The 14668-nt window shown below is 46.1% G+C and carries 15 protein-coding genes; 14 read left to right on the forward strand and 1 reads right to left on the reverse strand.

Features of this window, described 5'->3' with window-relative positions:
• Positions 1-4 precede the first annotated feature (4 nt).
• Positions 5-841 (reverse strand): type I methionyl aminopeptidase, encoded by an 837-nt coding sequence (map, locus tag ICN44_RS08740; RefSeq protein ID WP_216263570.1) that lies wholly within the window; start codon positions 839-841, stop codon positions 5-7.
• Positions 842-1109: 268 nt separating this feature from the next.
• Here map and rpsB point away from each other — a divergent pair, with 268 nt between their 5' ends.
• From rpsB to lpxB, 14 genes are all read left to right on the forward strand, one after another.
• Positions 1110-1859 (forward strand): 30S ribosomal protein S2, encoded by a 750-nt coding sequence (gene rpsB / locus ICN44_RS08745; RefSeq protein ID WP_071465348.1) that lies wholly within the window; start codon positions 1110-1112, stop codon positions 1857-1859.
• The gene (tsf, locus tag ICN44_RS08750) at positions 1859-2743 is read left to right on the forward strand and encodes a translation elongation factor Ts (RefSeq protein WP_215392247.1); all 885 of its coding nucleotides are present in this window, start codon (positions 1859-1861) and stop codon (positions 2741-2743) included. Before rpsB ends, tsf begins: the two co-directional genes overlap by 1 nt.
• A gap of 185 nt (positions 2744-2928) precedes the next feature.
• Positions 2929-3639 (forward strand): UMP kinase, encoded by a 711-nt coding sequence (pyrH, locus tag ICN44_RS08755; RefSeq protein ID WP_216263571.1) that lies wholly within the window; start codon positions 2929-2931, stop codon positions 3637-3639.
• Between the two features lie 24 nt (positions 3640-3663).
• Positions 3664-4224: a ribosome recycling factor gene (gene frr, locus ICN44_RS08760; RefSeq protein WP_215321691.1), complete on the forward strand. Its 561-nt coding sequence runs from the start codon at positions 3664-3666 to the stop codon at positions 4222-4224.
• A 25-nt stretch (positions 4225-4249) separates the two neighbouring features.
• Positions 4250-5023 carry a polyprenyl diphosphate synthase gene (gene uppS / locus ICN44_RS08765; protein ID WP_216263572.1) on the forward strand — a complete coding sequence of 258 codons (774 nt, stop codon included), beginning with the start codon at positions 4250-4252 and terminating at the stop codon, positions 5021-5023.
• 28 nt (positions 5024-5051) lie between these two features.
• Positions 5052-5879, forward strand: a complete 828-nt coding sequence (locus tag ICN44_RS08770; protein WP_216263573.1) for a phosphatidate cytidylyltransferase — start codon at positions 5052-5054, stop codon at positions 5877-5879.
• Positions 5879-7075 (forward strand): 1-deoxy-D-xylulose-5-phosphate reductoisomerase, encoded by a 1197-nt coding sequence (gene ispC / locus ICN44_RS08775; protein ID WP_216263574.1) that lies wholly within the window; start codon positions 5879-5881, stop codon positions 7073-7075. The genes ICN44_RS08770 and ispC overlap by 1 nt, the downstream gene beginning before the upstream one ends.
• Positions 7063-8196, forward strand: a complete 1134-nt coding sequence (locus ICN44_RS08780; RefSeq protein WP_216263575.1) for an RIP metalloprotease — start codon at positions 7063-7065, stop codon at positions 8194-8196. Before ispC ends, ICN44_RS08780 begins: the two co-directional genes overlap by 13 nt.
• Positions 8193-10532: an outer membrane protein assembly factor BamA gene (gene bamA, locus ICN44_RS08785; protein WP_370624893.1), complete on the forward strand. Its 2340-nt coding sequence runs from the start codon at positions 8193-8195 to the stop codon at positions 10530-10532. The genes ICN44_RS08780 and bamA overlap by 4 nt, the downstream gene beginning before the upstream one ends.
• Positions 10533-10550: 18 nt before the next feature.
• Positions 10551-11078, forward strand: coding sequence for an OmpH family outer membrane protein (locus ICN44_RS08790; RefSeq protein ID WP_216263576.1), 528 nt, complete (start codon positions 10551-10553; stop codon positions 11076-11078).
• Positions 11079-11083: 5 nt separating this feature from the next.
• Positions 11084-12151, forward strand: a complete 1068-nt coding sequence (gene lpxD, locus ICN44_RS08795; protein WP_216263577.1) for a UDP-3-O-(3-hydroxymyristoyl)glucosamine N-acyltransferase — start codon at positions 11084-11086, stop codon at positions 12149-12151.
• Between the two features lie 46 nt (positions 12152-12197).
• A complete protein-coding gene (gene fabZ, locus ICN44_RS08800; RefSeq protein WP_216263578.1) occupies positions 12198-12647 on the forward strand; it encodes a 3-hydroxyacyl-ACP dehydratase FabZ in 450 nt (149 codons plus the stop codon).
• Positions 12647-13444: an acyl-ACP--UDP-N-acetylglucosamine O-acyltransferase gene (gene lpxA / locus ICN44_RS08805; protein WP_216263579.1), complete on the forward strand. Its 798-nt coding sequence runs from the start codon at positions 12647-12649 to the stop codon at positions 13442-13444. Before fabZ ends, lpxA begins: the two co-directional genes overlap by 1 nt.
• A complete protein-coding gene (gene lpxB, locus ICN44_RS08810; RefSeq protein WP_216263580.1) occupies positions 13404-14660 on the forward strand; it encodes a lipid-A-disaccharide synthase in 1257 nt (418 codons plus the stop codon). The genes lpxA and lpxB overlap by 41 nt, the downstream gene beginning before the upstream one ends.
• The last annotated feature ends 8 nt before the right edge of the window (positions 14661-14668 follow it).

Consider the following 14668-nt stretch of genomic DNA (forward strand, 5'->3'; position numbering starts at 1 on the left):
TTTATTAAGCGCTTACTAATGTCGGTCTAAATGAAAGGCCTTTAACGCAATCAGGAGGTGGGTTGCTACCTTCTGACCAAGTCAGTACCTCAACGCCTGTTGGGGTAACCAACAGCGTATGTTCCCATTGGGCTGACAAGCTACGATCTTTTGTCTTCACGGTCCACTGGTCAGGCATGGTGCGAATGTCTCGTTTGCCCGCGTTGATCATTGGCTCGATCGTAAAGGTCATGCCGACTTCTAGCTTTTCACCAGTACCCGGTTTGCCGTAGTGAAGAATCTGTGGGTCTTGGTGGAATACTTTACCAATGCCATGACCGCAGTATTCGCGTACGACTGAGTAACCTGCTTTTTCTGCGTGAGTTTGTATCACGTGACCGATATCGCCAAGAGATGCGCCTGGTTTCACTTGAGCAATTCCCAGCCACATGCATTCAAAAGTAATTTGCGTAAGGCGTTTGGCCATGACAGAAACTTCACCCACCATGAACATGCGACTAGTGTCGCCATAGTAACCATCGGGAGTAATCACTGTGATGTCTAAGTTAGCAACATCACCAGTCTTGAGGACTTTGTCACCCGGGATGCCATGACAGATCACATCATTTACAGAGGTGCAGATGGATGCTGGAAACGGCGGGTATCCAGGCGGTTGGTAATTTAATGGAGCAGGAATGGTCTTTTGGACGTCGCGCATGTATTCATGGCAAATCCGGTCTAGCTCTCCGGTAGTAACCCCGGCCTTGACGTGGGGAGTCACATGATCCAAAACTTCGCTGGCTAAGCGGCCAGCTTCGCGCATCCCAAGGATATCTTTTTCTGCAGTAAATACACTATTCATGCCTTGATTATCAACGACTTGGAGAGTTTTAGCTTGCCATTATTGCCTAAAATTTAGGCAAGTATCCCGTTTTTGGGGCTTCTGGGGGTCATTTTGAGGGTAAGTCCCTTTTATTGCTTGGGGGTTAGGGTGGCTAGAGCATTGATATTTAAGCTATAATTTCGATCTCAGGTCTATTTTGGACTTGAAATCGCGAGTTGAGTCTTCCAGGGTGGCGTTTTTTAGCGCAGCTAGGACTCAACTTTAGAAACAACCCTTAGGAGAAGTTATGTCAGTAACTATGCGTCAAATGCTGGAAGCCGGTTGCCATTTTGGTCACCAAACTCGCTTCTGGTCACCAAAGATGGCCCCATTTATTTTCGGTCATCGCAACAAAATCCACATCATCAACTTGGAAAAAACATTGCCAATGTTTCAGGACGCCCTGAAATTTGCAAAACAAGTTGCTGCTAATCGTGGCACGATTTTATTTGTTGGTACTAAGCGTCAATCACGCGAGATCATTGCTGAAGAAGCTGCTCGTGCTGGTATGCCTTACATCGACAGCCGTTGGTTGGGTGGCACACTCACCAACTTCAAAACTGTTAAAGGTTCCCTCAAGCGTTTGAAAGACATGGCAGTTGCTAAAGAAGCTGGCGACTGGGAAAAGCTTTCTAAGAAAGAAGCTTTGACTAACGACCGTGATCTCGACAAATTGCAAAAAGCACTTGGCGGTATTCAAGATTTGAACGGTGTTCCTGATGCGATTTTCGTAGTAGACGTTGGCTATCACAAGATTGCTATTACTGAAGCTAACAAGCTTGGTATTCCAGTAATCGCTGTTGTAGATACTAACCACTCACCAGAAGGTGTTGATTACATCATCCCTGGTAACGATGACTCCAGCAAAGCGGTTCTCCTTTATGCACGTGGCATTGCTGACGCAATCCTCGAAGGCAAAGCTAACTCTGTTCAAGAAATTTTGACAGCAGTTAAAGAAGGTGAAGAAGAGTTTGTTGAAGAAGGGAAAGCTGAATAATGGCCGCTATTACCGCTGCAATGGTTGGCGAGTTACGCGCCAAAACTGATGCTCCGATGATGGAGTGCAAAAAAGCTTTGACTGAGGCTGATGGTGATATGGCTCGTGCAGAAGAAATTCTGCGCGTTAAGCTGGGTAGCAAGGCTGGTAAAGCAGCTTCTCGTGTAACAGCCGAAGGTATCGTTGCTACTTCTATCAATGGCACTACTGGTGCTTTGTTAGAAGTGAACTGCGAAACCGATTTCGTTTCTAAGAACGACGATTTCTTGGCATTTGTAAATGACTGCGTGAAGTTGGTTGCTGAAAAGAATCCAGCTGACGTTGCTGCATTGTTAGCTTTGCCATTGAATGGTCAAACTGTTGATGAAGTTCGTAGCGCATTGATCGGTAAGATCGGCGAGAACATCATGCCGCGTCGCTTCAAGCGTTTTGCTGGTAGCAATAAGTTGGTTTCTTACCTCCATGGCACTCGTATTGGTGTAATGGTTGAGTTCGAAGGCGACGAAACTGCTGCTAAAGACGTAGCAATGCATATTGCTGCCATGAAGCCAGTGGCCTTGTCTATGGCCGACGTTCCTGCTGAAGCGATTGCTGTTGAACGTAGTGTTGCCGTTCAAAAAGCTGCTGAATCTGGCAAACCACCAGAAATCGTTGAAAAGATGGTTGAAGGTTCTATTCAGAAGTACCTCAAAGAGGTTTCTTTGTTGAACCAGACTTTCGTTAAAAACGACAAGCAATCTGTAGAGCAAATGCTCAAGGCTGCAAATACAACAATCAAGGGTTTCACCATGTTTGTTGTAGGCGAGGGCATTGAGAAGCGTCAAGACGACTTTGCGGCTGAAGTAGCTGCACAAGTAGCTGCCGCTTCTAAAGCAACAGCTTAATAGGCTAGTTTGGGGCTTGCCCCACTGGTTGGTAATACCCAAAAGGGCATAGAAACCTTAGTTTCTGTGCCCTTTTCTTTGATCCCTCCTAAGCCCTTTATAATTTGGCGGAGATATTAAAAAGTGCTTAAAGATCAATAAGCTAAGTAAGTTAATTACTTGGCAAATTACGGAAAATAAAAAACATGCCAGCCTACAAACGAGTCCTCCTAAAACTATCTGGTGAAGCCCTTATGGGTGATGATGCTTTTGGCATCAATCCAGTCACTATCGATTCCATGGTTAAAGAAATCGCCGATATTGTGAATATTGGAGTAGAGCTAGCGATTGTGATTGGTGGCGGAAACATTTTCCGCGGAGTTGCAGGTGGTGCCGCCGGTATGGATCGCGCAACTGCCGATTACATGGGCATGTTGGCAACCATGATGAATTCCTTAGCATTGCAAGATGCGCTGCGTCAAAAAGGTGTTGAAGCGCGCGTGCAATCCGCTCTTCGTATGGATCAAGTGGTTGAGCCCTATATTCGTCCACGTGCAATTCGCGCGATGGCTGAGGGTAAAGTCGTTATTTTCGCAGCGGGTACGGGCAATCCATTCTTCACTACTGATACTGCTGCCGCTCTGCGTGGGGCTGAGATGGGTGTTGAGATCATGCTCAAAGCAACCAAGGTAGATGGTATTTACAGTGCCGATCCAGTAAAAGATCCAACTGCCACTTTATATAAAACTATTACGTTTGACGAAGCGTTAATCAAGAATCTACAAGTCATGGATGCAACTGCATTTGCACTATGCCGTGATCGCAAATTACCAATCAAAGTATTTTCAATTCTCAAGCCAGGCGCATTAATGCGTGTAGTGCAAGGTGAACCTGAAGGTACTTTAGTACACGTTTAAGGTGCATTTTTAATAGGGGGCCTGATGTCTGCAGCAGAAATTAAAACCAATACCGATCAAAAGATGCAAAAGTCTCTAGAGGCTTTGAAGACCAATTTAGCCAAGATTCGCTCTGGTCGTGCTAACCCAGGAATTCTGGAGCACATTCAGGTGGATTATTACGGTAACCCAACGCCATTAAGTCAGGTTGCTAGCCTAGGCTTAGCAGATGCGCGCACTATCAACGTTCAACCATTTGAAAAAACGATGGTTGCGGTGATCGAAAAAGCAATCCGTGATTCAGATTTGGGTCTAAACCCAGCATCTCAGGGCACTGTAATCCGCGTGCCTATGCCTGCTTTGACTGAAGAGCGTCGCCGCGATCTCACTAAGGTTGTAAAGAATGAAGGTGAAGAAACTAAGATTGCTGTTCGTAATTTGCGTCGTGATGCAAATGAGCATTTAAAGCGCCTTACTAAAGATAAAGAAATTTCCGAGGATGAAGAGCGCCGTGCTACTGATGACATTCAGAAGATGACGGATAAAGCAGTGATTGACGTTGATAAGATCGTTTCTGAAAAAGAAAAAGAGATCATGACGGTTTAAAACCGCCTTGAATTCTTTGCCTCTCATGACTCAACACTCTAGTTCAACCCTAGCCATCCCCGAGGTAAGTGCTATACCTCGCCATGTGGCGATCATCATGGATGGCAATGGGCGTTGGGCTAGTAAGCGAATGATGCCTCGTGTTGCTGGGCACTCAGAAGGCTTGAGCGCTGTGCGAAAAATCGTTGAAGAATGCCGTAAGCTTGGCGTTGAATATCTCACTGTATTTGCCTTTAGCTCAGAGAACTGGCGTCGCCCACCAGAAGAAGTGGGCTTCTTGATGAAGTTATTCCTGAAGTCACTCAAGGGTGAAGTATCTCGTCTGGCAGAAAACGATATCGCTTTGCGATTAATTGGCGACTTGAGTCGATTTGATTCTACTATCCAAGAGATGGTGCAATTCTCTGAGCAAAAGACTGCTGGATGTAAAAGCTTAACTTTTACGATTGCCGCTAATTATGGTGGCCGCTGGGATATCTTGCAGGCAATGCGCCAATGTCTTTCTGCTAATCCCAATTTGAAGCCAGAACAGGTTACTGAAGAATTGCTTCAGCCTCATCTTTCAATGGCTTACGCACCAGAGCCGGATTTATTTATTCGTACTGGTGGTGAGCAGCGCGTCAGTAATTTCTTGTTATGGCAACTGGCATACACCGAGTTGTACTTCACAGATGTTTTGTGGCCTGACTTTGATGACAAAGAATTGCACAAGGCGTTTGATTGGTTTAGCCAGCGCGAGCGCCGTTTTGGTCGTACCAGTGCTCAGCTTGCATCCCAAGCAATGAGTGATGCAGTTTGACTCTACCAATTACTAAGCTAAATTCCCTATGTTAAAAACCCGAGTCATTACCGCCCTTGTTCTATTGGCGGTATTGCTACCTATTCTGTTTTTGCTCCCGGCAATGTATGTTGGCGCATTCTTTTTGGTGGCTTTATTGGTAGCTGCTTGGGAATGGAGCCGCTTATTGGCGCCTGAGGCAGGACGTGCTGCCTGGCTATACGCATTATTTTGCTTGGCCATTATTTTGTTTTTGCTGGGCATGCAAAACGCCTCATGGCAATTTGCCTTATTACTTCTAGCCGTTATTTTCTGGTTCTTCGTTGCGCCGTTTATATTGGCCAAAGGTATGAATCTTTCTCTAGAAAAGTTACGACCTTTTTATGTGGTGCTCGGCTTAATTTTGTTGCCAGCTACCTGGTTTGCATTGGTGTTCTTGCGTGAGTTAGGTCTGATCTTTTTGCTCAGTAGTATGGCTCTAGTTTGGGTTGCCGATATTGGTGCTTACTTTGTTGGTAAGGCCTTTGGTAAGCACAAACTTGCATTGCAAATTAGCCCAGGAAAATCAATTGAAGGCGCAATTGGCGGCTTAGTGCTTTGTTATGTTTATGCGTTTGCATGCGTTTACTTTCTATCTTTTGAATCTACTTTGTTTGGTGCATGGGCTATTCGCTTTGGTTGGGTTCCCATGTTCCTGATGGTGACAGTATTAACAGCCTTTAGTATTTTTGGAGACTTATTTGAGTCTCAGTTAAAGCGTTTAGCTGGCGTCAAAGATTCAAGCCATCTATTGCCAGGCCATGGCGGCGTATTGGATCGAGTGGATGCTTTGATTCCGGCAATGCCAATCGCAGCGCTCTTAGCGGGATTTGTGTAATGTCGGTCAAGCAGGTCGCGATTCTAGGCTCAACCGGGTCCATTGGCGTTAACACGCTCGATGTGATTCGTGCCCACCCAGATCGCTTTAAGGTGGTCGCACTTACTGCAGCAAAACAGGTTGATCTGCTGGCTGAGCAGTGTGTTGAATTTAAGCCAACCATTGCGGTAGTGGCAGATGCTGATGGAGCCGCTCGCTTAAGCAAGATTTTGCTCGAGAAAAAAATCAAGACTCAGGTCTTGCATGGACCGCAAGCTTTAGTTAGCGCTGTTACTGAATCGGATTGCGATACCGTTATGGCTGCGATTGTAGGTGCTGCAGGATTGATGCCCGCTTTGGCTGCTGCAAAAGCTGGCAAAAGAGTGTTACTCGCAAATAAAGAAGCCTTGGTGATGTCTGGCGATTTATTTATGCAGGCGATGAAGGCAGGGGGCGGAGAATTGCTGCCAATCGATAGTGAGCACAATGCCATCTTTCAATGTCTGCCTAATCAATTTTCTAAAGCCCCTAATCCGAGCTTTGGGGTTGAAGAGCTGTGGTTGACTGCCTCCGGTGGACCATTCAGAAATACGCCTCTTGATCAATTGGCCAGCATTACTCCTGAGCAAGCTTGCGCACATCCGAACTGGGTGATGGGTAGAAAAATTTCAGTTGATTCTGCGACGATGATGAACAAGGGTCTTGAAGTGATCGAGGCGTTTTGGTTATTTGGTTTGCCTTTGGAAAAAATTAAAGTATTAATTCATCCGCAAAGCGTTGTGCATTCGATGGTTCGTTATCGTGATGGTTCTGTACTTGCTCAACTGGGTCAGCCCGACATGAGAACTCCTATTGCTTATGGCCTGGCGTGGCCAGAGCGTATTGAGGCGGGTGTGGCTCCACTGAGTTTGGCGCAGTTGGCGAATTTAAGTTTTGCCGATCCGGAGCTAGAGCGCTTTCCTTGTCTCTCATTGGCGTTTGCTGCCGCTAAAGCTGGGGGTACTGCACCAGCGGTTTTGAACGCTGCCAATGAAGTTGCAGTAGCAGCATTCTTAGATGAGGGCCTGCCGTATTTGCAAATCCCCCGTGTGGTGGACAGTGTGTTGAACTCCATTTCTTCCGTCAATGCAGATTCCCTAGAGTTAATTTTGGATGTTGATGCTCGCGCTCGTCAAGCGGCGCAAGTAGTGGTGAAGGAAATTCTTTGCAGGCATTGATTACTATTGCGGCTTTTTTGTTAACCCTGGGTGTCTTGGTTAGCTTTCATGAGTTTGGGCATTTCTTTGCTGCTCGTTGTTGTGGTGTTCGGGTCCTTCGCTTCGCAATTGGCTTTGGTAAACCGCTATTCACTTACCATGCAAAAAATAATACAGAGTGGGTATTAGCTTCAATTCCATTGGGCGGCTATGTGAAATTACTCGATGGTCGCGATCGTCAGCAAGTGATTACTCCGGCCGATGAATCCGAAGCTTTTGATAAAAAGCCCTTATGGCAGAGATCATTGATTGTGGCTGCGGGCCCATTAGCTAATTTCTTTTTAGCGATTGTCTTTTTTGCCCTGATCTATATTTCCGGCGCCCCACAATTACCAGCCGTTCTGCAAAGTCCCCCTGAGCATTCTGTTGCTGCCAAGCTGGGGGTAATAGCGGGTGATCGGGTGGTCGGTTGGCAGAATTTGGGCTCCGAGGAGGGTAGTACGCCCCTTTTAGGGGATTTTGATGCTGTGCCAAGCTGGAATGCCTTGCGCTGGAACTTGATGGATGCGCTTACCGGAGAGAGTGGATTTGCCCTAGAGCTAGCAACACCTACTGGCGGAAGCGCAATAAAGTCCTTTTATGCCAAGGATTTACCCAAAATCAGCCCTAATCAGGATCCGATGTTGGCTCTGGGTATTCTGCCGGCATCAACGCCCTTGGGACAGTGGCAGGACCTGAAATTGGGGCCAATAGATGCGCTCATTTTTGCCTCAAAGCGGGTGTGGGTAATTACCAAGGTTTCTGCAAGGCTAATGGCAGGATTATTCACCGGAAATACCTCCTTAAAACAGCTGGGCGGACCCCTCAGTATTGCGGACATGGCGGGGAAATCAGCCCAGGTAGGGTGGCAGCCATTTTTAGCCTTTTTGGCGCTTATGAGTATTAGCATTGGTTTACTGAATTTGCTCCCTTTTCCAATGCTTGATGGGGGTCAGCTACTGTATGATGCATGGGAGTTGGTCGCCGGTAAGCGGATTTCGACATCAATGCAGGAGCGGCTCCAAAAAGTGGGCTTTATTTTGCTGATTTCTATGTCATTACTGGCCTTGTTTAACGATTTACAACGCTATATTTCGCCTTGAATCCTCTGACACATTCTTTCCGTATTTTTGCCCGCTTCATTACTTATATCTTGGTATTTTCTGCGCTTGGGTTGAGTTTGAATGCCTCTGCGGCCGAGTCATTTGTGGTGAAAGATATTCGTGTTGAAGGTTTGCAGCGTGTAGAGCCTGGAACAGTATTTAGCTATTTGCCTGTTCAGGTGGGCGACACCTTTACCGAAGAAAAAGGTGCGGAATCTATTAAGGCCTTGTATAGCACTGGATTTTTTAGGGACGTGCAAATTCAAGAGCAGGGCAATGTTCTGATTGTGATTGTGGAAGAGCGCCCAACAATTTCTCGTATTGAATTTACGGGGATGAAAGAGTTTGATCCCGAAATCGTGCGTAAGTCTTTAAAAACAGTTGGCGTTGCAGAAGCGCGTTTTTATGACAAAGCACTTATTGATAAAGCAGAACAAGAATTAAAGCGCCAATACGTTGGTAAAGGTATGTATGCGGCAGAGGTTGTTGCTACAGTTACCCCGGTTGAGCGCAATCAGGTGGCCGTCTATTTCAATATCGACGAGGGCCCTGTTGCCAAAATTCAAGAGATTAATTTTATTGGTAACGAAGTGTTCAGTGAAGGCACTTTAAAAAGTGAGATGCAGTTAAAAACTGGCGGTTGGTTATCTTGGTACAGTAAAGACAACCTTTATTCCAAGCAAAAGCTCACTGCCGACTTGGAGTCCATTCGCTCTTATTACCTCAATCGTGGGTATCTTGAATTTGTAATCGAATCCACGCAGGTGTCAATTACTCCGGATAAAAAGGGTATCTACCTCACTATTAGTATTCGCGAAGGTAAAAAGTTTACCGTTAAGGATGTGCGTTTAGCAGGTGAAACTTTAGGTAAAGAAGCTGAGTTGATGCAGTTGATTGTGTTAAAGCCTGGAGATACTTTCTCGTCAGCTAAATTAACCGAGAGCACCAAGGCAATTGCTGAAATCTTGGGTTCTTATGGTTATGCATTTGCAACCATCAATCCGCAACCAGATATTCGTCGCGACGTAGCTGAGGTAGATCTGACCTTGGTGGTGGATCCTGGCCGTCGTATCTATGTGCGCCAAGTGGCAATTTCTGGAAACGCCAGAACTCGCGATATGGTGATTCGTCGCGAAATACGTCAGTTTGAAAGCTCTTGGTTTGATAGCGACAAGATCGACTTATCTAAAAAACGTTTAGGCCGTTTAGGCTACTTCACTGAAACCGACATTACTACTGAAGATGTCCCTGGATCTCCTGACCAGGTGGATGTCAATGTCAAGGTCACTGAGAAGCCAACGGGAGCAATTACTGTTGGCGCAGGCTTCTCCTCAACTGAGAAGTTGATTTTGTCTGCAGGTATTAATCAAGACAATGCCTTTGGCACCGGTACATCTGTGGGCTTAAATGCTTCCCTCGGTAAGATCACTCAAAATCTAACCCTATCTAACTATGACCCATACTTCACTGAAGATGGTATTAGTCGCTATACCGATCTTTACTATCGTTCATCCAAACCTTTGTACTACGCCGGGGATCCAGATTATCAAATTAAGTCGGTTGGTTCCAACATTAAGTTTGGTGTTCCGTATACCGAGGTTGATCGTGTGTTCTTCGGAACCGGTATTGAGGTGTTTAGTATCTATGCCACCACCAATACGCCGATCCCTTATCAGAATTATGTAACTAGCTATGGCGGAACAGTACCGGGCCGCTTGCAAACTTATAACGTACCGGTAACTGTAGGTTGGGCGCGTGATGGCCGTGACAGCACATTGATTCCTTCTGAGGGCTCCTTGGAGCAATTATCTGGTGAAGTTGGTACACCTGTCGGTGATCTCACTTTTTATCGTATCTATGGCCAGTACCAGAAATATCACTCCTTCTCGAAGGGCAATATCTTGTCCTTTAATGGCGAGATTGGTTACGGCGAGGCTTATGGCACAAAACCATTCCCAATTACGAAAAACTACTATGTTGGTGGTATTGGATCAGTTCGCGGCTATGCTCCTGGATCTTTGGGGCCTCAGTACTACAACACCCAGATTGGCGCTTATCAGCCAACAGGCGGTCAATCTAAGATTGTTACTAATGTGGAATACACCTTCCCCGTTCCGGGATCTGGTGTTGATAAGACCTTACGTCTATTTACCTTCGTAGACGGCGGTAATGCCTTTGGGGAAAACATCAATCTAGTTCTGCGATATTCCTACGGATTGGGTTTATCATGGATATCACCGCTAGGACCACTGAAATTCAGCTACGGTATTCCGTATAAGTCACAACCAACGGACAATATCCAGCGTTTGCAGTTCCAAGTGGGTACAGCGTTTTAATTGTTTAAGGAAAGTTTTATGAAGCTTTATCAAGCTACTAAATGGATTCGAGTTGGCCTGATTGCTGCTATGACAGTGATCGCAACTCCTCAAGTTTTTGCTCAAGATGCAGGAACGCGCGTTGCAGTTGTGAACTCTGAGAAAGTCTTCAATGAGTCCAACTTAGCAAAAGCAATGCAAACTCGCTTGCAGAACGAATTTACTAAGCGCCAAAACGATTTGCGCGATAGCGCTCAAAAAATTAAATCTGCTGCTGAAAAGTTAGATCGTGATGCTGCCGTGATGAACGAAGCTGAGCGCGTTCGTCGCCAACGTGAGTTGGCTGATCAAGATCGTGAACTGCAACGTAAGCAACGCGAATTTACTGAGGATCTCAATCAACGTACTTTCGAAGAGCGCGCCAAGATTGCAGAGAAAGCAAATGCAGTATTGAAGCAAATTGCAGAACAAAGAAAAATTGATGTCATTGTTCAAGAAGCCGCTTATGTCAGCCCTAAGGCAGATGTAACCGATGACGTTATCAAGGCTTTAAATAGCCAGAAGTAAGCTTTATGCCGACCGCCATTGAGCTGGCCGAACAGTTTCAAGCAAGCTTAGTGGGGGAGGCTTCCCATGGATTAACTGGCCTCGCTCCTTTGGAGCGAGCGCAGCCAGATCAGATATCCTTCCTATCCAATCCCCTTTATAGACAGCAAGCAAGCGATAGCGCTGCTGGCGCCTTGATTGTTGGCAAGTCTGATTTAGAGTTTTTGCAGGCAAATCCTAGCGTGCATTCTGCAAAGCGGGTGTACTTTGTTTCTAAAAATCCATATGCTACATTCGCAAGAATGGCGCAGCACTTTGCAAAAGTAAGTAGCCCAATTTACGCTCCCGGCATTCATCCTAGTGCAGTCATTGATTCCACTGCAATCGTTCCATCTTCCTGTCACATTGGACCATTTGTTCAGATTGGCGCAGGTGTAAAGTTAGGCGAACGTGTTTCGATTCTGGGAAATACCACCATTGCCAAAGATAGTGTTATTGCCAGCGATACCTTGATCTATCCATCGGTTTCCATTTATTACAATACTCAGATTGGTGAGCGTTGCATTATTCATAGCGGCGCTGTGCTCGGTGCCGATGGCTTTGGTTTTGCTCCAGACTTTTCTGCTTCAGGTGGGGAGTGGGTCAAGATTCCCCAGACGGGGCGAGTGGTTATTGGCAATGATGTGGAGATTGGCGCCTCAACCACGATTGATCGTGGTGCAATGAGTGACACAGTTGTAGGCGCAGGAACAAAAATTGATAACCAGGTGCAAATAGCGCATAACGTTGTGATCGGTAATTGCTGCGTTGTTGCTGGATGTGCTGCCATCTCTGGCAGCACCAAAATTGGTAATTTCTGCATCATTGGCGGCGCAGCAAACTTTGCGGGTCATCTCACGATTGCCGATAGAACAACAGTTTCTGGTAATACTTCCATAATTCGATCTATTACAGAGCCTGGGCAGCATTTCACAGGCGTTTATCCATCAATGCTCCACGGCGCCTGGGAGAAAAACGCTGCCATCTTGCGTGGGCTAGATAAAATACGTCAGCGCTTGCGCTTGTTAGATAAAAACAAAACTACAGAGTCTTGAGATTCTGTAGAACCAAAATTAATATTTACTTTTCAGCGGGTCATTTATGAGTACACCAATCGCAATCGACATCAATAAGATTCTTCAATTGCTACCGCATCGCTATCCATTCCTATTGGTAGACCGGGTATTAGAAATTACCCCGCGTGAGAGTATCACCGCATTAAAAAACGTCACCATGAATGAGCCTTTCTTTCAGGGTCATTTCCCAGATTTCCCAGTTATGCCTGGTGTGTTAATTATTGAGGCTTTAGCGCAAACAGCTGCTTTACTGACTTTCTCTGAAGAACGCGCGGAAGATGCAATCTATTACTTTGCCGGTATTGATGGCGCGCGCTTTAAAAAGCCAGTGTTGCCTGGGGATCAACTCATCATGACTGCAAAATTAGAGCGTGAACGCGCAGGTATTTATAAATTTTCAGTGCAAGCATCTGTAGATGGTGAGATTGCTGCAGAGGCTAACATTACTTGTGCAGTACGTTCGAAAGGCGCGTAATGACTCGTATTCATGGAACTGCTGTAGTCGATAGTAAGGCTGAGCTGGCTGGCGATGTTGAGGTTGGCCCGTATTCCGTCATTGGCCCTAACGTGAAGATTGGCGCTGGTACTAAAGTAGGCTCTCATACAGTGATTGAGGGTTACACCACAATCGGTGCGCAAAATAGCTTTGCCCACTTTGCAGCTATTGGTGGCCCTCCGCAGGATATGAAATACCGTGGCGAGCCAACCCAGTTGATTATTGGTGATCGTAATACTGTGCGTGAATTCACGACGATACATACGGGTACATCGCAAGACGAAGGCATTACTCGCATTGGTAACGATAACTGGATCATGGCGTATGTGCATATTGCGCACGACTGTCAGGTTGGTAATCACACAATTTTTTCAAGCAATGCGCAAATCGCTGGCCATGTTCAGGTTGAAGATTGGGCCATCATGGGGGGCATGTCTGGTGTGCATCAATTTGTTCGCATCGGTCAGCATGCAATGTTGGGCGGTGCTTCTGCGCTAGTGCAAGATATTCCGCCATTTGTAATTGCTGCTGGAGATAAAGCTTCTCCTCATGGTATCAACGTTGAGGGTTTAAAGCGCCGCGGTTTCTCAAGTGAGACTATCTCAGCCTTGCGTCAAGCTTATAAAGTACTTTATAAGGATGGGCTCAGTTTTGAGGACGCTAAAGTAGAGATTCAGAAGCTGGTTGTTGCTTCTGCGGCAGATACAGCTACTGCTGAGAAGCTCGCACAGTTCCATGACTTTATTGCCGCCTCTACACGCGGCATTATTCGGTAACGGAAATACTTTGCCAAAGTTAGCTTGTGTGGCTGGCGAACCTTCTGGCGATCTATTAGCAGCGCCAGTTCTTGGTGCGCTAAATCAAATACCGGACATGGCTGGTCTTGAGGTTTATGGCATTGGTGGTCCTCGCATGCAAGCCGAGGGTATGCGCTCCGATTGGCCAATGGAAACCTTAAGTGTGCGCGGTTATGTAGAGGCTATTAAGCAGCTTCCAGCTATTCTGAAACTGCGTAAAGAGCTCATTCAAACTCTCCTGAATGAAGGTCGTCCAGACGTTTATCTGGGTATTGATGCCCCGGATTTTAATTTGGGTGTCGAACTGCAATTACGCAAAGCAGGTATCCCCACTTTGCATTTGGTCTCGCCTTCTATTTGGGCATGGCGAGCAGGGCGCATCAAGAAGATCTCCCAAGCAGTAGAGCGCATGCTGTGCATCTTCCCCTTTGAAACTGACATTTATGACAAAGCTGGTGTGGCATCGACTTATGTTGGCCATCCATTGGCTAGTGAAATTCCGCTTGAACCCAATATTGAGCAAGCGCGAGAAAAATTAAGTAAACACCTCAAAATTCCTACTACCTCCCTTGAAGGATTGGTAATTGCTGTCTTACCTGGAAGCCGTGGATCAGAGATTGAGCTCATAGCCCCCGTCTTTTTTGAAACCATGCAGATCCTATCGGAGAGATTAAAAGGTCAGAAGCTTCACTTTTTAATTCCAGTAGCGACACCGCGATTACGTGAGCCTCTTGAGCAACTTTTACTTAAGACAAAAAACACCAATCCAGATATCCAGATTCATCTGCTGGATGGCATGGCTGATGAAGTGCTAGAAGCATCGGATGTTGTACTTATTGCTAGTGGTACAGCCACTTTGCAAGCAGCTCTATGGAAAAAGCCGATGGTGATTTCTTATAAGGTGCCTTGGTTAACTGCGCAGATCATGAAACGCCAAGGCTATATGCCTTATGTAGGCCTGCCAAATATCTTGTGCGGTGAGTTTGTTGTTCCTGAGCTCCTGCAGGATGATGCTACTCCAGAAAAACTGGCTAATGCTGTACAAGCCTGGTTAGAGCATCCAGCTAAAGTTGCCACTCTCAAAGAACGCTTTGCGCAGATGCATGAAACTTTGCGTCGTCCAACGGGTTTATTGGTTGCGCAAGCGATAGCTCAGACGATCGCCAATAATCGCAAGAAGCAAGTAAGCGCATGAAAGTAAGC

It is taken from the genome of Polynucleobacter sp. JS-Fieb-80-E5, assembly GCF_018882015.1.
GTDB lineage: Bacteria > Pseudomonadota > Gammaproteobacteria > Burkholderiales > Burkholderiaceae > Polynucleobacter.